Source organism: Mesorhizobium sp. B2-4-7, assembly GCF_006442685.1.
In the GTDB taxonomy this organism is placed as follows: Bacteria; Pseudomonadota; Alphaproteobacteria; order Rhizobiales; family Rhizobiaceae; genus Mesorhizobium.
This window is the reverse complement of record NZ_VFVH01000003.1, coordinates 169,439-190,981: the sequence shown is the minus strand read 5'-3', so window position 1 is coordinate 190,981 and position 21,543 is coordinate 169,439. Positions and strand designations below refer to the sequence as shown.

The following is a 21,543-nucleotide window of genomic DNA, read 5'->3' as shown; positions in this document are numbered from 1 at the left end:
CGATGAAAGAAAACAACCTTCTCGCGGAGCTTGCCGCCTATCTGTTCTCCCATTCCGACAAGGAGACGGGCCGAACCCCGTCGGAACGCGAACTGGCGGAGCATTTCGGCGTCAGCCGCGGCCAGATCCGCGAGGCGCTGGCCATTCTCGAGGCCATGCGCATCGTCGAGCGCAGGGCCAAGTCCGGCATCTATATCGACACCAAGCAGGCCAGCGTCGAGGCGCTGGCGCTGTTCGCGCGCGCCGGCCTGCCGCTCGATCCCTTGCAGATCTACGAGACGGTCGAATTGCGCAAGATCCATGAGATCAAGGCGGCCGAACTTGCATGCTCGCGTGCCACCGAGGAGAATTTCGAACGGCTGCGCGAGATCCTGAAGGCCTCGGAAGAACGCATCGCGGCAGGCGAAGGCCTCGCCAAGGAGGACCGCGAATTCCATCTCGAGATCGTGCGCGCCACCAAGAATGGCGTCTTCCACAACATCTGCAGCGTTTACTATTTGATGGGCGAGCAGCGCCTGCCGATCTACTTCAACGATCCGGAGCGCAGCGTGCGCTCGCATGCCGAACACATCCAGATATACGAGGCGCTGCTGCGGCGCGACGGCAATCTCGCCCAGGCGCTGATGAGCGCCCACCTGCAGGGCGCGGAAAGCTACTGGAAGGGGCTGATCGAAGGCCTCGGGGCGGCGCCGCAAAACCCGACGCTCGAACAGGCCTGACGGGGATGACGCGCATCCTGTCGACGCACAGACTGCATCCGCGCGCCGCGGCCATGCTGGCGGGGGCGGGTGAGCTTGTCGTCGCCTCGGCCATCGATCCGGGCACGCTGGCCGCCGAGGCGAGGAATGCCGACATCGTCATTGTGCGCGCGCCCCTGCCGCCACTGTTGTTCGAGGGTGCCACCAGGTTGCGGGCAGCGATCCGCCATGGCGCCGGGCTCGACATGATCCCGATGGAAGCAGCGACCGCGGCAGGTGTGCTGGTCGCCAACGTGCCGGCGGTCAACGCACGCTCGGTGGCCGAGCATGTGATGTTTGCAGCCCTCGCCCTGCTTCGGCAGTTTCGTGTCGTCGACCGCGACCTGCGCGCCAAGGGCTGGCTTGCCGGTCGCGAGCACGCGAATTCCAACATCGAGCTCGCCGGCAAGACGATCGGCATCGTCGGTCTCGGCGCCGTCGGACAGGCCGTTGGCCATATCGCCGCGCATGGGTTCGACCTGAAAGTGGTCGCAACGACCCGCAGCATGCAGCCGGCGCCGGACAAGGTCGGCTTCCTGTCGATCGACGCGCTGGTCGAGCAGAGCGACATCATCGTCCTGTGCTGTCCGCTGACGCCGGAAACGCGCGGCTTGATCAGCCGCGAACGCATATCGCGCATGAAACCCAACGCGCTGCTGATCAACGTGTCGCGCGGGCCCGTCGTCGATGACGACGCGCTGATCGAGGCCTTGCGGGAGCGCCGCATCGGCGGTGCCGCGCTCGACGTGTTCTCGACGCAGCCGCTGCCATCGGATCATCCCTATTTCAGCTTCGACAATGTCGTCATCACCCCGCACATGGCCGGCATCACCGAGGAATCGATGATGCGCATGGGCGTTGGCGCGGCCGGCGAGGCCCTGCTGGTCCTGGCAGGCAAATTGCCGGTCAATCTGCGCAACCCGGAAGTGGTCGGGCATTATCGGCGACGGTTTCCCGCCGACAGCTAGACCATCGCCGTTTCGCCCCAATTCTTCGCGACGCTGGAGCCATGTCCGTTCTCCGCCTCGCATTCCTGTGCCTTGCCACCACTTCAGCGGGCCTGCTGCCCTCGCTCGCCGCGGCCGAAAGCAGCTATGTCTATTGCGACAACGGGCTGCGCTGCTTCAAGGCTCCCTGCCCATCGAACAGCGTGCTCGACCTCGCCACCGGCAAGATCATCAAAGGCGTGTCGATCGACACCGGCGGATTGCCGACGAAGGACAAGGCGATGGTCGAGGCGTCGGATGCGCTCTCTGCCGGCAAGATTGTCGTCAGGGGATCGATCGAGCGACGCACCCAGACCATCACCGGCAAGCAATACAGCCTGCCGTGGCTGATCGCGACGGCCGTCGAGCGCGCCGCCAAGGACAGCGAACGCAAGCACTGCTCTTCACACTGACATTCGGTTCAGTCCCGATCAGCCGCCCAGCAATCTCTCCACTTCAGCGGCGATGCTCAGCAGACGGCGGTCGTGGCCGTGGCGCGCCACCAGCATCAAGCCGGCCGGCAGCGCCATGCCTGGTATCGGCAGCGAGATCGCGCAGAGATCGAACTGGTTGGCCACCTGCGTGTTGCGCAGCAGCAGGCCCTCCGTGCGATCGCGCAGACCGGCATCTTGCGCCAGGGAGACGATGGTCGGCGCTGTCACCGGCGTGGTTGGCAGGGCCAGCACATCGACCGACGTCAGCCGCTCATCCATGGCGGCGGCCAGCACGGCACGGCGACGCAGTGCCCTGATGTAAACCGGGGTCGGCAGCATTGCCGCCCGCGACAAGGGTCCGCTCACATGCGGGTCAACCGGCACCGGAGAGCCCGCCGCCAGCCAGTCTGCATGCACTTCGGCCCCTTCCATCGCGGCGATCGAACCGCGTTTTGTGACCGCGCGAAGGTCGGCGATCAGGTCGTCGATCGACAGGTCCGCGACCCGTGCGCCGGCCTGCTCGATCTTGCCGAGGCAGCGCTCGAACGCTGCTGCCACCGCGCCTTCAGTCTCTCCGAAAAGCACGCCGCGCGGGAGACCGATGCGCAGCCCCGCAAGGGCGAGTGGCGCAGGCAGCGCCAAGTCCTCGCCCGCCATCACCGCATCGGCCGCGGCGCATTGCGCCACGGTGCGGGCGAGCGGGCCGACCGAGTCCAGCGTGGCCGACAGCGGAAAGGCGCCTGTGAGCGGCACCCGCCGCGCCGTCGGCTTGAAGCCGACGACGCCGTTGAGTGCCGCCGGAATACGGATCGACCCGCCGGTGTCGGAACCAATGGAGATTTCGCTCGTCCCCTCGCCGACGGAAACGCCGGCGCCCGAGGAAGACCCGCCGGGAATGCGGTCGGCATCGGTCGCGTTGCCAGGCGTGCCATAGTGCTGGTTGTCGCCGATGGCGGTAAAGGCGAACTCGGTCATGTTGGTCTTGCCGATGATCACCGCGCCGGCTTGCCGCAGCCGGCGCACAATCATGGCGTCGCCAATTGCCGGCGCAGCATCCTTGAGCAGCAGTGATCCGGCCGTGGTCGCCTCGCCGCAGACATCGAACAGGTCCTTGATCGAAATGATCGTTCCGTCGAGCGGTCCGAGCCTCACGCCGGCCCTCCGCCGCGCGTCGGCGGCATCGGCTGCGGCTCGCGCGGCTTCGGTATAGAGTTTCGTGAACACACGTTCTTCACCGGCACGGGCGGCGAGACGCGCAAGGATAGTTTCCAGGTGATCGCGGACGGATTGCATCTTCGGTGTCGGACTCCGGACCTCTGGGACGTCTTAAGCTTAGCAGCCAGCGCGTGGCGTGCCGAGACTTAACCCGGCGCGGGCGGTTTTGCACCCCTGGCGGACGCAAGGAAGAGAACGATGCTCTACAAAGGCAGCTGTCATTGCGGCAAGGTCGCCTTCGAGTTCGAGGCGGAACTGACCGAAGCCGTGCGGTGCAATTGCTCGATCTGCTCGCGCAAGGGCGCCTTGCTGTGCGCCGTTCCGCATCAGGCGCTGCGGGTGCTGGCCTGGAGCGACGAGATCGGCACCTACACATTCGGCAACTGCGCCATCGCGCACCGCTTCTGTCGCACCTGCGGCATCCATCCTTTCGCCGAGGATGTGCGCGAGGGGAGTGAACGCAGCGCCTACATCAACGTCAACTGTGTCACCGATGTCGATCCGTCCGCCTTGTCGATCTTCGACTTCGATGGGCGTTCAGCCTGAGTTTCGCCGGCAGCCTGCCGCGTCTGCCTGTCAGCGACGCCGCCATCGCAAAGGCAACGGCCCGAGAACCATGATGGTTCTCGGGCCGTTGCGCAAGTCAGGGATGCTTGTCGGGAGAGCCTACTCGGCGCGTTTTGGGCCGAGCAGAAACACCACGACTGCCGCCAGCAAAGTCGCCACGCCGCAATAGGCGAAGGCACTGGCGACGCCGGCATGATCGACCAGCAGGCCGCCAAAGACGGCGCCGAGCGCAATCGCCACCTGGAAGGTGGAGACCATCAGGCCGCCGGCGCTCTCGGCTTGATCGGGCGCGGCCCGCACCAGCCATGTCTGCAGCCCGACCGGCACCGCGCCGAAGGCAAAGCCCCAGGCCGCCACGGCGGCGGCGGCGATCGCCGGCGAGGCGCCGAAGACCAGCATCAAGGCGGCGGCCACTGCGATCAGCAGGGGTGCCAGCGCGACGGCGGCCTTGAGATTGCGTTCGGCCAGGATGCCGCCGGCGATATTGCCGAAGAAGCCGCCTATGCCATAGGCCAGGAGCACCAGCGAGATTGTCTCGATGCCGAGCATCGGGATCTTCTCGAGGAAGGGGCGCACATAGGTGAAGCCGGCAAAGTGCCCCGAAGCGACCAGCAGCACGACCAGCAGCGCCACCCTGATCGACGGGCGCTCCAGCACCTCGAGCAAGGTGCGGAAACTTGCCACGCCCATCGGCGGCAGTTTCGGAATGGTGGCCACCTGCACCAACAACGCCAGCGCGGCGACGACCGTGGCGATCATGAAAGCCGTGCGCCAGCCCCAGATATCACCGACATAGGCGCCGACAGGGGCGGCGGTGACGGTGGCCAGCGAAACGCCGGTCAGGATGATCGACATGGCGCGTGGCATCAACCGCATCGGCACCAGCCGCAACGCCATGGCCGCCGACATAGCCCAGAAGCCGCCGAGCGCAACGCCGAGCACGACGCGGGCAAGCAGAAGCATGGGCAGCGATGAGGCAAAGGCGGCCAAAAGGTTCGAGGCGATCAGAAACGCGGTCAGCATCCACATCACCAGCCTGCGATCCATGCGCCGTGTCATGATCGCCATTGTGGGGGCGGCAATGGCGCCGACGATCGCGGTCGCGGTGACCGCTTGTCCCGCAACGCCTTCGCTGACGCCGAGATCGCTCGCCATCGGCGTCAACAGGCTGGCGGGCAGGAATTCCGCCGTAACGAGACCGAAAACACCAAGCGCCAGCGAGACGACGGCGCCCCATGCCGGCTCTGTTCGTTCCTCCTGATCGACAGTGTTCAATAGGGCGGCGTCGACGACGCCCGTCGCGGGTTCGGCCATGGTCAGTCTCCGATGAAGTTGCAGCGCAACATTTGGCTGCACTGCAACATAGGGAGTGACGGCCTGGAGTTTCCATGCTAGAAACACCATTATGTTTGACCGTTCGTCCAAAATTCCGACCACTGGCGATCCGCTGACCGACATATTGCGCGGGCTGCGTCTCGACGGCGTCGACTACGCCCGTTGCGAAATGCGGGAGCCTTGGGGCATCCAGTTTCCGGCCCAGGCAGCGGCGCGATTCCACTTCATCGGCCGCAAGGGCTGCTGGCTGATGCAGCCCTCGGGCGAGTGGGTCGAGCTCAAGGCGGGCGACGCGGCGCTGCTGCCGCGTGGCGCAGCGCATGTGCTGGCAAGCGAACCGGGCACCAAGGCTTGGCCGATCCAGGGCTACGCGGCCGAAGAAGTCTGCAAGAACGTCTATTGCATGTCCAATGAAGCCATGTGCCCCGATGGTCGCTGTCCGGGCACGCTGCTGTTTTTCGGCAGCATGTACTTCAACATCGATGGCCTGCATCCCCTGCTCGGCATGATGCCTGATGTCATGCGCGCGCATGAACTCGAAGCTTATGAGCCGGGTATTCCGCATCTCCTGGACTCGATGGCGCGTGAAGTGACGATGGAGCGCGTCGGCTCCGGCGGCATTCTGGCGCGGCTCGCCGACGTCCTTGCCGCCACCGTGATCCGCTCATGGGTCGAGCGCGGCTGCGGCGATTCAAGCGGTTGGATCGCGGCGGTCAGGGATCCCGACATCGGGCGCGTTCTGGCCGCCATCCATCTCGAACCGGACCGCGACTGGACCGTCGAGGCGCTCGCCAGGATGATGGGCGCCTCGCGATCGGGCTTTGCCGAGCGTTTTGCCACCATTGTCGGCGAGACGCCGGCCAGGTACGTCACCCAGGTGCGCATGCACCAGGCCCGACAATGGCTGGTGCGCGATCGCCAGAAGATTTCCGTCGTCGCCACACGCCTGGGTTATGAGTCGGACGCCGCCTTCAGCCGGGCCTTCAAGCGCGTCATCGGCTCGGCTCCCAGCCACCTGCGTGCCGAGGAACATGCTGAGATCCGCCAGGCCGGCTGAAGCGCCAGGCCGTGACTCCAGGCTGGAGCAATTCCGTCCGGAATTGCCCGAAGAGGTACAGCAGTTCAGCGTTTCCGTGGGACGCTGAACTGCTGTAGGAATCGGCATGGACTTGACCTCGCCCAACGACACTGTGCCGGCCCCGGGGGGTGCGTTGACCGAGATGTTGCGCGCGCTGCGCCTCGAGGGCGTCGACTATGGCCGCTGCGAACTGGGCGCGCCTTGGGCCGTGCTCTTTCCGGTGCAGAAGGCGGCGCGGTTTCACTTCATCGGCCGTGCCGGATGCTGGCTGCTTTCGCCACTAGGCGAATGGATGGAACTGAAAGCCGGCGATGCATTGCTGTTGCCGCGCGGCGCCGAGCATATCCTTGCCAGCGCACCCGGTGTACAAGCCGAACCGCTCGAAAGCTACAGCGTCGAGCCCCTGCAGGACAATGTCTACGCCGTCTCGAACGGCGGCCATGGTGCAAAAACGCTGCTGTTCTGCGGCAGCATGCACTTCAACCACGATGGCTCGCATCCACTGCTGGCCATGATGCCGGATATGCTGCGCGCGAAGGAGCTGATGGCCGGCGAGCCAGGCATCCCGCATTTGCTGGAAGCCATGGCCGACGAGGCGACGAGGAACCGGGCCGGCTCCGGCATGATGCTGGCGCGGCTGGCCGATGTATTGGCCGCAGCCATCATCCGCTCCTGGGTGGAGAACAGCGCCGGTGACATCACGGGTTGGATCGCGGCGATCAAGGATCGGGACATCGGCCGCGTGCTGGTCGCCATTCATCGGCAGCCTGACAGGAACTGGACCGTCGAAGCGCTGGCCCGCGAGATGGGCGCCTCACGGTCGGCTTTTGCCGAACGTTTCACGGCCGTCGTCGGAGAGACGCCGGCAAAATATGTCGCCGGGGTGCGCATGCATCAGGCAAGACGGTGGCTCGAGGAAGAAGGGATGCGGGTGTCGGTGATCGCCGCCAGATTGGGCTATGATTCGGAAGCGTCGTTCAGCCGGGCCTTCAAGCGCATCGTCGGCAGCGCGCCCAGCCATTTGCGCGCCGCGGGCGGCGGCTCGGGAAAAGGCTAAATCAACGCTGTTTGCAGTGGCGATTTCCGGCCTGGATGAATTGCCAAGTGTTCCGGACAGAATGCCATTCCCGGTTTGGCCATTTGCAATAGCTTGTCATCCAACAGACGAGCGCCGGCGGCAAGTCGGCCCGAAGAGGAGAAGCGATGCCAAATCACTTAAAAATCCTGACGCTGGCTGCAATGCTCACTATCCCCGGCCGTGCCTTCGCCCTTGAGGACAGCTATCTGCCGGCCAGCAAGATTCCCTATGTTTCCGAGGCGCCGGACCAGCCGCAGCGCCTCGGTCCGCTATGGGGAGAAAGGGCCAAGGGCCCCGCGGGAACCTTGCTGAAAGTCCCGGGCAACTGGCGCGCTCCTGTTCACGCGCACACCGCCGATTATCGCGCCGTGGTGATCCAGGGCCTATGGGCGCACTGGCAGATGGAAGGCGGCGAGGCGAGCAAGGTCGAACTGCCTCCCGGATCCTACTGGACCCAGAAGGCCAATGAGATGCATGACGACGCCTGCCTCTCGGACACGGAATGCGTGATCCTGCTGATCAACACCGAGCCCTATGAGACCTACCTGCCGAAGTAGAGGTGCGGGACGGCTGTCCGGCCGACATTGCTGCGGGGGCTCAGAACTCGGGTTGACAAGACCTGACCACAGCCGGTCCCGCTGTGCCAGTTTCCCATGATAGGAATTTTTTCTTGACTGGGTGAAGGCAACTATGGTAGATATTTGGTTATGGTGCTGAGTTGCGCCAGGGACCCGCCGCACAGGCGGGTTTTTCCGTTCAATGCTTCATCAACAGCGCACCGACGAAGGCTCCGGAGGGACCCGTTAACCCGGATTCCTTGCCCTGCCGCAAGGCGGGCTTTTTGTTTAGGGCGCTGTCCGGAACATCGCATTCGCGATATTCGCCTCATCCGGCGTGCCGCAAACTCACGCCGCTGCCCTTGTCGAACAGCACCACCTTGTCCGGATTCCAGGCAAAGCGCACCGGCTGCTCGATCGCGACATCGGTCCGCGCCGGCACCGTGGCGCGCAGCGTGGTCTCGCCCACGCGCAGCGTCAGGATCTTTTCCACGCCATGGTTTTCGACGTCGTGGACGCGCGCCTCGACCGGCGCACCGCTCTCGAGATAGACGTCCTCGGGGCGGATGCCGAAGACGAGCGGGCGACCGTCGGTCGCCGCACTCGCCTTGGCTCCCCCTGAAAGCGGCAATTCGAAATTCAGCGGCGCCATGACCGCACGATCGTTGACCACCCTGCCGTCGATGAGGTTCATCGGCGGCGAGCCCACGAAGCTCGCCACATAGGTGTCGCGCGGATTGTTGTAGATCTCATGCGGCGTGCCGGTCTGGACGATGCGGCCATGGTTGAGCACGCCCACCTTGTCGCCCATGGACATCGCCTCGATCTGGTCGTGGGTGACGAACAGGAAGGTGGCGCCGAGCTGCATCTGCAGGTTCTTCAGTTCCGTGCGCAGCGCCTCGCGCAGCTTGGCGTCGAGCGCCGACAGCGGCTCGTCCATCAGGAACACGCGCGGCTTGCGCACGATGGCCCGGCCGATCGAGACGCGCTGCATCTCGCCGCCCGACAGCCGGTCGGTCTTGCGGTCGAGCAGATGCTCGATCCTGAGCGTCCGCGCCGCGCGATCGACGCGGTCCTTGATTTCGGCGTCGGGCAGCCGCCGGATCTTCGGCTTCAGCGGGAATTCGAGGTTTTCGCGCACCGTATAACGCGGATAGAGCGAATATTGCTGCAGCACCAGCGCCACGTCGCGCTCCGCGGCGCCCCAGTCGGCAACGTCGATCCCGTCGATGAAGACCTGGCCCTCGCTCGGTTTTTCCAGTCCGGCGATCAGCCGCAGCGTCGTTGTCTTGCCCGCGCCCGTCTCGCCGAGCAGGACGAAGAACTCGCCATCGGCGATGTCGAGGTCGAGCCCGGTCAGGGCCGTGTGATTGCCGAACGTCTTGGAGATATTCTTGAGCTGGATATGGGCCATCAGAGTCTCACTCCGAGCGACTTGCCGCTCGCCGCGTCGAAGAAATGCGCCTGTGTCGGATCGATCCTGGCGAACACCCTCTCGCCGGGACCTGAAATGAAGCCGCTCTTGGTGCGGGCGCGCAGCATCTTGGAGCCGACTTTCAGGTCGACGATGTCGAACGAGCCGAGCGGCTCGACGATCTGCGTCTCGACCGCCATGAAGCCCTCCGCCGCCTCACGGCTGATGAGGACGCCTTCCGGCCTGATGCCGAGTGCCAGCCGGCCGCCCGCATGGCCGTTCAGCTTCGACAGGAGCGCGCGCGGGAATTCGAAACCGGTTGGCGCATCGCCCACCGTCACCGAGGCCGACGAGGCTTTTTCGGCCACCGCCGCGTCGGCCACGTTCATCACCGGACTGCCGACGAATTGCGCGACGAAGAGGTTGGCCGGGTGCGAATAGACCTCGTCGGGGGAGCCGACCTGCTGGAGAACCCCCTCATGCATGATGACGATGCGATCGGCGAGGCTCATCGCCTCGATCTGGTCATGGGTGACGTAGATGGTGGTCGAGCCTTGCTTGATGTGCAGCCGCTTGATCTCGGCCCGCATCTCCTCGCGCAGCTTGGCGTCGAGCGCGCCGATCGGCTCGTCCATCAGCATCGCTTTCGGCCGCCGCACCAGTGCCCGGCCGATCGCCACGCGCTGCATGTCGCCGCCCGACAGCGCCGACGGTTTCTTGCCGAGCAGGTCCGTGATTTGCAGCGTCTTGGCGACCGAGCGAACTTCCTGGTCGATTTCGCTCTTGCTCTTTCGCGTGGCGCGCAAGGGAAAGGCGATGTTCTCGTAGACGCTCATATGCGGGTACAGCGAGAACGACTGGAAGACCATGGCGATGTCGCGATCGGCGGCCTTCAGATGCTGGATGGGCTTGCCGTCGATGAGGATGTCGCCCTCGTCGATCGTCTCCAGCCCGGCAATGGCGCGCAGCGTCGTCGTCTTGCCGCAGCCCGACTGGCCGAGCAGCACGATGAACTCGTTGTCTTCGATCTTGAGGTTGAGGTCCTTGATGACCTGGACGGCGCCGAAGAACTTCTGGACGCCGCGAAGCTCGATCTGGGTCAATGCTGCGCTCCCGGATTTCGCTGCGGATCGCCTGACTGGCCGGTTCCGGCTTCCTCTTGCGGTGCGATCTTGGAGGTGATGTTGAAGCCGATCAGGCCGATCAGGATGATGGTCAGCCCATAGCTGTGCAGCAGCAAGTTCCAGGGCTGGCAGAGCGCAACGATGCCGAGCACCATCAGCACCTGGCTGCCTGGTTCCAGATATTTCTGGTTGATGGCGCGAAAGCTCATTTGCGGATCGCTCCGAAGGACATGCCGCGCAACAGGTGATTACGAAGCAGGAAGGTGAAGATGGCGACAGGAAGCAGGAACAGGAAAGTGCCGGCGGCGATCACCGTCCAGTCCGGCAGCCCGGAGCCGACCTGGCTCGGGATGAACGGCGGTGCGGTCTGGGCGCGGCGATTGGTCATGATCAGCGCGAAGGCATATTCGTTCCATGCCGTGATGAAGCAGAACACGGCCGTCGCGGCGATGCCGGTGGCGGCTTCGGGCAGCACGATCTTGAAGAAGGCTTCCATGCGCGTATAGCCGTCGACGAGCGCCGCTTCCTCGTACTCCTTCGGGATCTCGTCCATGAAGCCCTTCATCAGCCAAACCGAGAAGGACAGGTTGAAGGCGGTGTAGAGGATGATCAGCCCGATATGGGAATCGTTGAGGCCGACCGCCCGGTACATCAGGAACATCGGGATCGCCACCACCACGGGCGGCAGCATGCGGGTCGAGAGGATGAAGAACAAAAGGTCCGCCTCGCCTTTGACCCTGAAGCGCGAGAAGCCATAGGCGGTGAATGTACCCATGCCGACCGCCAGCACCGTCGAGGTGATCGCGACGATCAGCGAATTCATGAAACGGTTCGGATAGCCCGACCATTGCACCTGGCCCTTGCCGTCGCGCACGATCTTTTCGCCGCCGTCGAAGACGACGCGTTCCCACCAGGGCGCCGCCGCGTATTCTTCGGGCGAAGGCGGGCTGCGCAATTGCGAGCGCTTGGTGAACAGCTTCACGAAGGGCGATATCTCCGGCTGGAACACGACCGTCGGCGGGATGGTGGTGGCAAGGTTGCGCGGCTTGAACGCCGTCGAGGCGATCCAGTAGATCGGTGCCAGGAAGATCACTGTCGCCACCAGCACGGCGACGATTGCGACGCGGTTGAGGGCGATCTCGGAAGAAGTGCGGACGGCGGCCATCTCAGCGCTCCTTCACTTTGTTCAGATATTTGACGTAGATGTTGGTGATGGCCAGCACCATGATCAGCACGATGTAGGCGAGCGCGCAGGAGCGCCCGGTCTGCCATTCCTGGAACGCCATCTTGTAGAGCCGGATCGAGATCAGTTCAGCCGTCGGCTGGGTGGTCAGGATGTAGGCCAGATCGAAGGTCTTGAACGCTTCCATGGTGCGGAAGATGACGGCGATCATCAGGATCGGCGCGACCAGCGGCAAGGTGATGCGGAAGAAGGTGTAGAACGGACCGGCGCGGTCGATAGCGGCGGCTTCGTAGAGGTGCTTCGGCACCGCCGAGAGGCCGGCCAGCGACAGCAGCATGACGAAGGGCGACCACATCCAGATGTCGGTCAGCGCCACCGCGTAGAGTGCCATCTTGGGGTCGGCCAGCCACTCGAAATTGCCAAGCCCAAGCGCATAGTTGATGACGCCCCATGACGGATCGTAGAGCAGTTTCCAGAACAGGCCGACGACGGCCATCGACAGCATCATCGGCAGCAGCAGCAGGGTCGTCAGCAGCCCCTTCAGCGGAATATCGCGGTTGAGCAGCATCGCCACGCCGAAGCCGACCAGCAACTGTCCGGCGACCGAGATGATCACGTATTTGGCGGTGATGGCGAAGTTGGACCAGACATAAGGATCGCTGAGCAGGTCGCGGTAGTTCTGCAACCCGACGAAATTCGCCGGCGCGTTGGTCGAGGCGCGGAAATCGGTGAAGGAATAGCCGAGCGAATAGATCAGCGGAAAGATGTTGAAGACGATCAGGAACAGGATCGTCGGGATGATGAAAAGATTGCGGATCGAAATATCGCTAAGGCCACGCGCGGCCGCGCGTGAAGATCTGTCCAGCGTGGTGATCATCGTGGTCGCCAAGACCCTGCTCCCGCTTGAAGAAAAAGAAACGGAGGAGGCATGAGCGCCCCCTCCGTGGGACATGAACGATTATTGGCCGCGGCCGTATTTCTTGAAGGTCGCGTTCCAGTCGGCGGCCAGTGCGTCGAGCGTTTCCTTGGCGGTGCCTTCGCCGCCGATCATGTAGGGATAGACGCGCTGGTTGAGCTGCTGGAGCAGTTCGGCGTATTCCGGCACCGCCCAGAAATCCTTCACCTTGAACATGGTCTCGTAGAAGGCCTTGTTGTAGGGCGTCGCATTCTGGAACTCTTCGGACTTGAGCACGGCTGCGCTGCAGGTGTAGCCGCCGAGTGCCGCCCACTTCTTCTGGGTCTCGTCCTTGATGAACCATTCGAGGAACTTCATCGCCTCGTCCTGCTTCTGCGAGTAGGAGACGACGGAGATGCCCTGGCCACCGAGTGCGGCGAACTGGTCGCCGTTCGGCCCGGGAGGATTGGCGAAGAAGCCGGTGTTCTTGGCGTTCGGGTTCGACGCCTCGTTGATCAGCGAGGGGAAGAACGCGAAGTAGTTCATGCTCATCGCGGCCAGGTTTTCGGTGATCGCCTGGTTGTCCTCGACGAAGAACGACTTGGCCCAGCCCGGAGGCGTGAACTTGTAGAGCTCCTTATAGGCGTCGAGTGCGGCGACAGCCTTGTCGGAGTTGATGAAACCGTCGACCTTGTAGGTCGAATAGTCACCCAGTTCGCCGCCATAGGAGAACAGCGCGTTCTCGAAGCCCATCGCCATCGCGTCATAGGAATTGTCGGTGTAGATGGCGATGCCGTATCTCTTCTGGTCCGGCCGGTGGAAGAATTCGGCGATGTCGCGCAGCGCCTTGAAATCCTTCGGCACGTCGAGGTCGTAGCCGTATTTGGCCTTGAAGGCTTCCTTCTCCTTCGGATCCTCGAACCAGTCCTTGCGATAGGACCAGCCGACGGCGTCGCCTTCGAGCGGGATGGCCCAGTACTTGCCGCTGTTGCCGGGATATTCGGCGTAGTACTTCACTGTCGCCGGCGCCATCACCTCGCCGAGCTTGTGCTTGTTGAAGAAGTCGGTGAGGTCGACATAGTGGCCACCGGTCGAGCCGGCGCCGAGCCACTGCGAGTCGCCGACGACCAGGTCGTAGGCATCGCCATGAGCGTTGAACTCGGTGAAGGCCTTGGTCTGGAAGTCGGCCCAGGGCGTGGTCTCCACCGTGATCTTGACGCCGGTTTCCTTCTCGTACTCGTTGCCGAGTTCCTGGAGGTAGTTGGCAGGATCCCATTCCGCCCAGAAGATGGTGAGCGATTTGTCCTGGGCGTAGACGGATGTTCCGCAGGCAAGTGTCAAGCCGATACCAGCAAGCAAGCTGGTCACTATCTTGCGCATGATGTTTCCTCCCTTGTGCGCATTCTACCGTATCAAGCGAACCGGCAAACGGGGCCGGCCCTGGTAGTTCCTCCCTTGGTCGCGCCTTCCGGTTTGGAGCCTCCTCGCCCGTCCGGAAATGGATCGCAGCCCTCACTTTCGATCCGCTTTTCTCCTTTGATCTGGTATTACCAATTTTGAAGCTCCGTCAAGCCCTTTCTTGAGCAATGGTGACAGCTCGAAGTCTCGAATTCCAGCCTTATCTGCCTGTTTTTCCTAAATTTTCCTACTCATTGATAGACATCGGCCTTGTTCATGCTTCAGCATTGCGGTTAATATCGGCAACCAGTATGCAAATCTGGTAGAACCAGATACCTGCTATTTCGTGACCCTTGTTGGTTCGATCGCTTGTGCTTCGGAGACTGATTCCGCGATCGCCGCGCGCACCAGGGCGACCGCCGCCCACTGGGCAACGGACATCGTCCGGCGACCGTCCAGTCCCCAGATGTCCTTCAGCACGATAAGCACCTCGACGCCGAAGATCAGCGACAGCGCCTGCGCCAGCCGCTTGAGGTCGCGCGGCGGCAGCCGGCCCTTGAGCGGAGCGAGCGCGTCCTGAAGCAATTCGACGCGGTGGCCCCGCTTGAAGGCCGGTTCGCTTCCCAAAGTACCGGCCTGGCGCCGCGCCCACTGATCGAGCGACAGTTTCAATGCCGCCTTGAAGGTCGCCTCGAAAGCCTCGATGCGCGGCATGGCCGTGTCGAAGAGCTCGGCAACGCGGCGCTCGGCATCGGCAGAGGTGGATTTCCAGGTGAGGATCGGCCCGAGCCCCTCGTTAACCACTGCCTGCACCAGTGCCGCCTGGCTCGGAAAATACCGGTAGGCGGTGGCGCGGGACACCTGCGCCGCCTCGGCAACCTCGCTGACCGAAGGTGTTGCGCCTGCCTGCATCAGCCTCGTCGCCGTCTCCAGCATCAGCCGTTTCGTGCGCGCGCGGGGTCCACGCTCTGGTCCCCCGGCGGTGTCGTCGCTTGCTGCGGCTTGTTGACGTGAGACATCCATACCAATATGATACGCGCGTCTCAAAAAATTGCAATGACCTCCTCGTTTTCGGAATGGCTAGGTTGACGCTCTGTAGAGCACTGAGCCTCTGGGTGACTTGGACCGGCAGAGGGAGGCATCGATGAAGCGCATTTATGTGGTGGGCACCGCGGACACCAAGGGTGAGGAACTCGCCTTCCTGGCCGACGCGATCGCCGCCACGGGTGCCGCTGTCTGCCGGGTCGACGTCGGAACGCGCGCCGCGAGCGTGCCGGTCGACATTGCCGCTGGGGATGTGGCAGGCCACCATCCCGGCGGGCGAGACGCGGTGCTCGCCGGCGACGACCGCGGCGCTGCGGTCGCCGCCATGGGCATCGCCTTCGCTCGCTTTGCCCAATCGCGAAACGACATTGCCGCCATGATCGGCATCGGCGGCGGCGGCGGCACGTCGATCGTCACCGCAGGCATGCGCACGCTGCCGCTCGGCCTGCCCAAGATCATGGTTTCGACGCTCGCTTCCGGCGACACCGCGCCCTATGTCGACATCTCGGACATCATCATGATGCCATCGGTGACCGACATGGCCGGGCTGAACCAGCTCTCGCGTGTCGTTCTGCACAATGCGGCCCAGGCGATATCGGGCATGGCCGCCAGACCGCCGCCGCCGCCCGAGGGCAAGCCGTCGATCGGCCTCACCATGTTCGGCGTCACCACGCCGTGCGTGACGGCAATCGCGGATCAGCTCCGTTCGACCTATGACTGCATGGTCTTTCACGCCACCGGCACCGGCGGCCGCAGCATGGAGAAACTGGCCGACAGCGGCCTGCTGTCCGGCGCCATCGACATCACCACCACTGAGGTCTGCGATCTCCTGTTCGGCGGCGTGCTGCCGGCGACGGAGGACCGTTTCGGTGCCGTTGCCCGCACCGGCCTGCCTTATGTCGGCTCGGTCGGCGCGCTCGACATGGTCAATTTCTGGGCGCCTGCGACCATTCCGGACCCTTATCGCGGGCGGCTGTTCTACGAGCACAACCCGAACGTCACGCTGATGCGCACGACGGCGCAGGAATGCCGCAAGATCGGCGAGTGGATCGGCACAAGGCTCGCCCGCTGCAAGGGGCCCGTGCATTTCCTTGTCCCGGAGAAAGGCGTCTCGGCGCTCGACATCGAAGGCGGCGCCTTCTTCGACCCGCAAGCCGATGCCGCCCTGTTCGAAGCCATTGAGCGCACGATTAAGCCGAACGCGACGCGCCGGCTGACACGCCTGCCGCTGCACATCAATGATCCCCGATTCGCCAAGGCCGCGGTCGCGGCTTTCCTCGAAATCGCCAGACAGTGAGATCCAAGACATGCCGGCAATACCGCGCAAGGACATACTGAAGAAATTCAGGGGGATGATCGACAAGGGCGTGCCAATCGTCGGCGGCGGCGCTGGCACCGGCCTGTCGGCCAAGGCCGAAGAGGCCGGCGGCATCGACCTCATCATCATCTACAATTCCGGCCGCTACCGCATGGCCGGTCGCGGCTCGGCCGCCGGCCTGCTTGCCTATGGCAATGCCAATGAGATCGTCAAGGAGATGGCCTACGAGGTGCTGCCGGTGGTCAGGAAGACGCCGGTGCTGGCTGGTGTCAACGGCACCGATCCGTTCGTCATCATGCCGCTGCTGCTCTCCGAGCTGAAGACGATGGGTTTTTCCGGGGTGCAGAATTTCCCCACCATCGGCCTGTTCGACGGCAGCATGCGACAGAGCTTCGAGGAGACAGGCATGGGTTTTGGGCTCGAGGTCGACATGATCGCCGAAGCCCGCAAGCTCGATCTTCTGACCACGCCCTATGTCTTCAACCCGGACGAGGCGCGCGCCATGACCAGGGCCGGCGCCGATATCGTCGTGGCTCATATGGGCGTGACGACGGGGGGCTCGATCGGCGCCACCTCTGCCAAGTCGCTCGACGACTGCGTGGTCGTCATCGACGCGATCGCCGAAGCGGCCCGTTCGGTGCGCAAGGATGTCATCCTGCTTTGCCATGGCGGGCCGATCTCGATGCCGGACGACGCCCGCTATATCCTCGAACGCTGCAAGGGGCTGCACGGCTTCTATGGCGCGAGCTCGATGGAGCGGCTGCCGGCGGAAGCGGCGATCGCCCGGCAGACCGCCGATTTCAAGGCCGTCACGCTTGGCGGCCTGAAGACGACCACGAAGAAAAAGAAGGGATCATGAGAATGACCGACAAGAGCAAGGTGTTCGTCTACCCGAAGGATGTCGGCGCCTTCGGATTCGACTGGGGAAAATTGTCGCTGACGGTCGCTCCGGAAGTGAACGGCGCGACCCGCTTTTCCGGCGGCGTCGTCGACCTGCCCTCCGGCAAGGGCCATACCCGTCATAACCATCCGGGCGCGGAGGAAATCATCTTTGTCATTTCGGGCCATGGCGAGCAGATGGTCGAGGACGAGCAAGGCAATCCGGTGGTCGAGAAGGTCGGCCCCGGCTGCACCATTTACGTGCCGGAGAGCCGCTTCCACTCGACGCTCAACACCGGCGACGGGCCGATGCAGCTGTTCGTCGTCTATTCGCCGGCAGGGCCGGAACTGGGATTGCGCGAACTGCCGGATTTCAGGTTGCTGCCGGCCGGGAACTCCCCTCGCTCGCGACTTTGAGGCGCCCTTCCGATATGCTATCGTCCAGCATGCCTCCTTGAGAGAGAAGCGATGACGCGTTTCAGTCCCCAGGAATTCGTGGAAAAGCTCGCAACGGGCAGCCTGCCGGACGGCAACCCGGCCATGACGGTTGGCGGTATTGTCAAGGCCAACGACGCCGACCCGTCAACGCTTCTCTTTTCGACCGATTTGTCCTGCGAATCCTGGATACCCGTGCCGCTGAGCTTGATCCAGACGGTCGAGCAGGTACGGACGGTCAACTGCAAAGACCACAAGCATCCGCTGGTCAAGATCGCTTTTACACCGCCCTCGCCGGATCAACGTGACATCAATGCCCTGCTTATGATCATCGCCGGGCTTCAGAGCCAACTCTCCTGGTTCCATCGCAACGCCAAGTCCGGCAGTCCGTGGGCGTCAACGTTTGCATCCGATTGCGCCGTCGTCTCCGCATCCGAGGGGCTTACCATATGCTGCACCCAGACGATCGACGGAAGATTGGAAGTCGTCTGCACTGGAATGGTTTAGTGCCTGTCGCGCAAAAGTGACTTCTGTTTAGCGGCAACGGCAAAGCGCCGCGCATGAATTCGTTTCGACGCGACGCGCCTTAGAGACAATCGAGACCGGCACGCTCATTTGTAACGTGGCAGGTTACATGCCACCCCGGTTCCATGCCCGACCCCGATCCCCGAACATCACATAGCCGGTATCGGTAACCGCCACCGTATCCTCCAGCTTGATGAAGCCGCGCGTCGGGTGAAGCATGGTCGTCTCCACCGATAGCACCATGTTCCTCTCCAGCGGCTTGCCCGCATAGGTGCCTTCATAGGTCACCGGATGGTTGGTCATCAGGAACGGCGCCTCATGCGTGATCAGCCCCATGCCGTGAGCGAAGAAATCCGTGTAGGGCGCGACCTTGGATTTTTTCAGCACGCCTTCGGCATGGGAAATCATGTCACCACCCAGCGTACCCGCCTTTACCTTCGAGAACGCCGCCTGCTGCACCGCCTCGACCTCGGCCAGCAGGTCCTCCAGCTCGGCATCCGGGTCTCCGAGAACCCCCATGCGGCAGAGGTCGCCGATATAGCCATGATAATTGCCGCCGGAATCGATCGACAGCACTTCGCCCTTCTTCCACGCCTGCGGCGACGCCGCGCGGTTGTGGCTGGAGCCCAGCGTCAGCAGGCAATATTCGAAATGCGCGCCGCGATTGGTCTCCTCGCGGCGAAGCTGTTCGATCATCTCGCTCTTGGTCGTGCCTTCGCGCGCCCATTGGATGGTGGCCAGCATGGAATCGGTGATCAGTTCGGAGGCGATCCGCAGTTTCTCCAGCTCGGCCTCGGTCTTGATGGCGCGCATGCGCTCCAGCATGCCGGTGGCATCGACCAGCTTGGCGTCGGGGAGCGCTTTGCAGATCAGGGCATAGGCGTCCGACGGCAGGAAACCCGGCTCGATGCCGATGCGAGCGTCGCCCTTGCCGATCTTGCGCACATGCTCGACAGCGAGATTGGCGGCATCGAGCGTGCCCCAGCAGGCGGCATGCAGCGTCGGCGTCCAGAACGGGTGGTTCTGGTGTTCGCCACCCTCCATGCGGTTGCCGATATAGGCGGCGTGGTCCGGTCCGCCTTTTTCGTAGATCACGATCGGCAGGTACCGGCTGTGGCCGATCGCATCCATGGCGGCGAAGAAGATGAACTTATAGCCGCCGAGCAGATATTGGGTGTTGTGCTTGGAGGTCGCGAGCAGGACGTCGATATCAGCCTCTTGCATCAGGCCATCGACCCTGGCGTGGTCGAATGGGATGTCGCCGACGGCACTCTTCCCCGGAGCTATGTTCATTGTCTCTCTCCCTGAATGTCCGCCTGAATGTCCGCGCGGATCGGCTGGACCGCCGGCTGCCCGATCCCGATGGTCTTCCGACTTCGGGTCAAATCTGCACCATTTTCGCCCATCTGGTCCAGCCAGAAACAGGCTCCCCCAGCTGAATGGCCGTCGCCGGTGCCGATAATGTGAGGTGCATCGGATGGCCTGGTCTTACCAGGTCAGGTTTATCGACCACTCTCCCGTAACTGGTCCAGCGAACAAAAATTTCAAAGCCACGCCACGATGCGCCAATTCCGTCTCTGGCGAAAGCCTCGGCAAGGCCCATAATCAAACGTGCATGGAAACGCCCGAAAGGCCTCCGTGGAAGATATGAGATAGAGGGGGAATAGGATGATGCCGGAGTTCAGGATTTCACGCCGCACGGTGCTTGCGGGCTCTGCCATGCTTCTGGCCTCCACCGCGATGCCGCCCTTGAGCTGGGCGCAGACGCCGAAGAAGGGTGGCCGCCTGGTGCTCGCCGCCGATTCCGAGCCGCGCAACCTCAACCCGGCCATCGTCGCCTCCAACGGCGTCTTCTTCATCTCCAGCAAGATCGTCGAAACGCTGGCCGAAGCCTCCTTCGATGGCAAGGACGGGCTTGCACCACGCCTGGCGGTCGGTTGGGAAGGCGCCGCCGACGGGCTGTCGGCGACCTTCAAACTGCGCGAAGGGGTCAAATGGCATGACGGCACGCCGTTTACCTCGGCCGACGTCGCCTTCTCGGCGCTGCAGATCTGGAAGCCGCTGCAGAATCTCGGCCGCACCGTGTTCAAGGATCTGGCCGCGGTAGATACCCCTGATGAATTGACCGCCGTGTTCAAATTCGCCAAGCCGACGCCCTTCCAGCTGATCCGCAACGCTCTGCCGGCGCTGAGCAGCGTGGTGCCGAAGCACGTTTACGAAGTTGGCAAGATCGAGGACAACCCGGCCAACAACGCGCCCATCGGCACCGGCCCGTTCAAGTTCGCCGAATACAAGGCCGGCCAATACTACCGGCTGACGAAGAACACGGATTATTGGGGCAAGGGCGAGCCCTATCTCGATGAGATCATCTACCAGGTGTTGCCCGACCGCACTTCGGCGGCGAGCGCGCTGGAAGCAGGAGAGATCCAGCTCGCCGCCTTCTCCGCCGTGCCGCTGGCCGATCTTGACCGCATCTCGAAAGTGCCGGGCCTGAAGGTGATCACCAAGGGCTATGAGGGACTGACCTACCAGCTCGTCGTCGAGATCAATCATCGTCGCAAGGAGCTCGCCGACCTGAAGGTGCGCCAGGCGATCGCGCATGCCATCGACAAGGATTTCGTCGTCAAGACGGTGTTCCTCGGCTATGCCGCCACCGCCACCGGCCCGGTGCCGAAGAACGACCCGCAGTTCTATACCGCCGACGTCCCGACCTATGCCTTCGACGTCGCCAAGGCCAATGCGCTGCTCGACGAGGCGGGTTACAAGAAGGGCGCCGACGGCAAGCGCTTTTCGCTGAAACTGTTGCCGGCTCCCTATTTCAACGAAACCAAGCAGTTCGGCGACTATCTGCGCCAGGCGCTCGCCGCCATCGGCATCGACGCCGAGCTCGTCAACAACGATTCCGCCGCGCATATCAAGGCCGTCTACACCGACCACGCTTTCGACCTCGCCGTCGGCCCGCCGGTGTTCCGCGGCGACCCGGCGATCTCGACCACCATCCTGGTGCAAAGCGGCATTCCGGACGGCGTGCCGTTCTCCAACCAGGGCGGCTACAAGAACGATGCGCTGGACGCGCTCATCGCCAAGGCGTCCGAGACGCTCGATACATCGGCCCGCACCAATCTTTACAAGGAGTTCCAGAAAGAGGTGGCCGCCGACCTGCCGCTGATCAACGTCGCCGAATGGAGCTTCATCAGCGTCGCCCGCGACACTGTGGGCAACATCGCCAACAATCCGCGCTGGGCGGTATCGAACTGGGCGGACACATATCTGGAATCGTGACAGTATTTCGCGGATGAACGTTCGCGAAATCATCGTAGGCGTTGAGTTCTACGAGGCCC

22 protein-coding genes are annotated in these 21,543 nt (G+C 63.4%); 12 read left to right on the top strand and 10 right to left on the bottom strand.

Going from position 1 to position 21,543, the window contains the following annotated elements; genetic code table 11:
• Positions 1-2 precede the first annotated feature (2 nt).
• From FJ946_RS11030 to FJ946_RS11020, 3 genes are read left to right on the top strand one after another with little or no spacing between them, the layout of a single operon-like run.
• On the top strand, positions 3-719 hold the full coding sequence (locus tag FJ946_RS11030; protein ID WP_140513801.1) for a FadR/GntR family transcriptional regulator: 717 nt from the start codon (positions 3-5) through the stop codon (positions 717-719).
• 5 nt (positions 720-724) lie between these two features.
• Positions 725-1,705, top strand: a complete 981-nt coding sequence (locus tag FJ946_RS11025; RefSeq protein WP_140566004.1) for a hydroxyacid dehydrogenase — start codon at positions 725-727, stop codon at positions 1,703-1,705.
• Between the two features lie 41 nt (positions 1,706-1,746).
• Complete coding sequence (locus FJ946_RS11020) at positions 1,747-2,136, top strand: hypothetical protein (RefSeq protein ID WP_140500387.1); 390 nt, start codon at positions 1,747-1,749, stop codon at positions 2,134-2,136.
• An 18-nt stretch (positions 2,137-2,154) separates the two neighbouring features.
• Here the strand turns inward: FJ946_RS11020 and FJ946_RS11015 are convergent, their stop codons facing one another.
• Complete coding sequence (locus FJ946_RS11015; protein WP_140558341.1) at positions 2,155-3,450, bottom strand: amidase; 1,296 nt, start codon at positions 3,448-3,450, stop codon at positions 2,155-2,157.
• Positions 3,451-3,570: 120 nt separating this feature from the next.
• Between FJ946_RS11015 and FJ946_RS11010 the strand changes: the two genes are divergently transcribed.
• The gene (locus tag FJ946_RS11010; protein WP_140513804.1) at positions 3,571-3,918 is read left to right on the top strand and encodes a GFA family protein; all 348 of its coding nucleotides are present in this window, start codon (positions 3,571-3,573) and stop codon (positions 3,916-3,918) included.
• A 120-nt stretch (positions 3,919-4,038) separates the two neighbouring features.
• On the opposite strand, the gene FJ946_RS11005 is transcribed toward FJ946_RS11010, so the two are convergent.
• Positions 4,039-5,253, bottom strand: coding sequence for an MFS transporter (locus FJ946_RS11005; protein ID WP_140560222.1), 1,215 nt, complete (start codon positions 5,251-5,253; stop codon positions 4,039-4,041).
• A 91-nt stretch (positions 5,254-5,344) separates the two neighbouring features.
• On the opposite strand from FJ946_RS11005, the gene FJ946_RS11000 reads away from it, so the two are divergent.
• From FJ946_RS11000 to FJ946_RS10990, 3 genes are all read left to right on the top strand, one after another.
• Entirely contained in the window at positions 5,345-6,331 is a 987-nt protein-coding gene (locus FJ946_RS11000) for an AraC family transcriptional regulator (RefSeq protein WP_140500395.1), read from the top strand.
• Between the two features lie 106 nt (positions 6,332-6,437).
• Positions 6,438-7,409 (top strand): AraC family transcriptional regulator, encoded by a 972-nt coding sequence (locus FJ946_RS10995; protein WP_140566001.1) that lies wholly within the window; start codon positions 6,438-6,440, stop codon positions 7,407-7,409.
• A 146-nt stretch (positions 7,410-7,555) separates the two neighbouring features.
• Positions 7,556-7,987, top strand: a complete 432-nt coding sequence (locus FJ946_RS10990; RefSeq protein WP_140500399.1) for a DUF4437 domain-containing protein — start codon at positions 7,556-7,558, stop codon at positions 7,985-7,987.
• 328 nt (positions 7,988-8,315) lie between these two features.
• Here FJ946_RS10990 and FJ946_RS10985 read toward each other — a convergent pair whose 3' ends face one another.
• From FJ946_RS10985 to FJ946_RS10955, 7 genes are all read right to left on the bottom strand, one after another.
• The gene (locus FJ946_RS10985) at positions 8,316-9,401 is read right to left on the bottom strand and encodes an ABC transporter ATP-binding protein (RefSeq protein ID WP_140513807.1); all 1,086 of its coding nucleotides are present in this window, start codon (positions 9,399-9,401) and stop codon (positions 8,316-8,318) included.
• A complete protein-coding gene (locus FJ946_RS10980; RefSeq protein WP_140500402.1) occupies positions 9,401-10,504 on the bottom strand; it encodes an ABC transporter ATP-binding protein in 1,104 nt (367 codons plus the stop codon). Before FJ946_RS10980 ends, FJ946_RS10985 begins: the two co-directional genes overlap by 1 nt.
• A complete protein-coding gene (locus FJ946_RS10975; protein WP_140513808.1) occupies positions 10,501-10,734 on the bottom strand; it encodes a hypothetical protein in 234 nt (77 codons plus the stop codon). Before FJ946_RS10975 ends, FJ946_RS10980 begins: the two co-directional genes overlap by 4 nt.
• Entirely contained in the window at positions 10,731-11,690 is a 960-nt protein-coding gene (locus FJ946_RS10970; RefSeq protein WP_140500406.1) for a carbohydrate ABC transporter permease, read from the bottom strand. The genes FJ946_RS10975 and FJ946_RS10970 overlap by 4 nt, the downstream gene beginning before the upstream one ends.
• A gap of 1 nt (position 11,691) precedes the next feature.
• On the bottom strand, positions 11,692-12,597 hold the full coding sequence (locus FJ946_RS10965) for a sugar ABC transporter permease (protein WP_140500408.1): 906 nt from the start codon (positions 12,595-12,597) through the stop codon (positions 11,692-11,694).
• 69 nt (positions 12,598-12,666) lie between these two features.
• On the bottom strand, positions 12,667-13,983 hold the full coding sequence (locus FJ946_RS10960; RefSeq protein ID WP_140500410.1) for an ABC transporter substrate-binding protein: 1,317 nt from the start codon (positions 13,981-13,983) through the stop codon (positions 12,667-12,669).
• Positions 13,984-14,340: 357 nt separating this feature from the next.
• Complete coding sequence (locus tag FJ946_RS10955) at positions 14,341-15,024, bottom strand: TetR/AcrR family transcriptional regulator (protein ID WP_140565998.1); 684 nt, start codon at positions 15,022-15,024, stop codon at positions 14,341-14,343.
• Between the two features lie 121 nt (positions 15,025-15,145).
• Between FJ946_RS10955 and FJ946_RS10950 the strand changes: the two genes are divergently transcribed.
• The 4 genes from FJ946_RS10950 to FJ946_RS10935 are packed head-to-tail and all read left to right on the top strand — an operon-like array spanning position 15,146 to position 18,184.
• Positions 15,146-16,342, top strand: coding sequence for a Tm-1-like ATP-binding domain-containing protein (locus FJ946_RS10950; RefSeq protein ID WP_140565995.1), 1,197 nt, complete (start codon positions 15,146-15,148; stop codon positions 16,340-16,342).
• 10 nt (positions 16,343-16,352) lie between these two features.
• Positions 16,353-17,222 (top strand): phosphoenolpyruvate hydrolase family protein, encoded by an 870-nt coding sequence (locus FJ946_RS10945; protein ID WP_140565992.1) that lies wholly within the window; start codon positions 16,353-16,355, stop codon positions 17,220-17,222.
• Positions 17,223-17,224: 2 nt separating this feature from the next.
• Positions 17,225-17,659 (top strand): cupin domain-containing protein, encoded by a 435-nt coding sequence (locus FJ946_RS10940; RefSeq protein ID WP_140513811.1) that lies wholly within the window; start codon positions 17,225-17,227, stop codon positions 17,657-17,659.
• Between the two features lie 51 nt (positions 17,660-17,710).
• Positions 17,711-18,184 (top strand): hypothetical protein, encoded by a 474-nt coding sequence (locus FJ946_RS10935; RefSeq protein WP_140565990.1) that lies wholly within the window; start codon positions 17,711-17,713, stop codon positions 18,182-18,184.
• Between the two features lie 123 nt (positions 18,185-18,307).
• On the opposite strand, the gene FJ946_RS10930 is transcribed toward FJ946_RS10935, so the two are convergent.
• A complete protein-coding gene (locus tag FJ946_RS10930) occupies positions 18,308-19,495 on the bottom strand; it encodes a Xaa-Pro peptidase family protein (RefSeq protein WP_140565988.1) in 1,188 nt (395 codons plus the stop codon).
• A 378-nt stretch (positions 19,496-19,873) separates the two neighbouring features.
• On the opposite strand from FJ946_RS10930, the gene FJ946_RS10925 reads away from it, so the two are divergent.
• Positions 19,874-21,484 carry an ABC transporter substrate-binding protein gene (locus FJ946_RS10925; RefSeq protein WP_140565985.1) on the top strand — a complete coding sequence of 537 codons (1,611 nt, stop codon included), beginning with the start codon at positions 19,874-19,876 and terminating at the stop codon, positions 21,482-21,484.
• Positions 21,485-21,543: the final 59 nt, after the last annotated feature.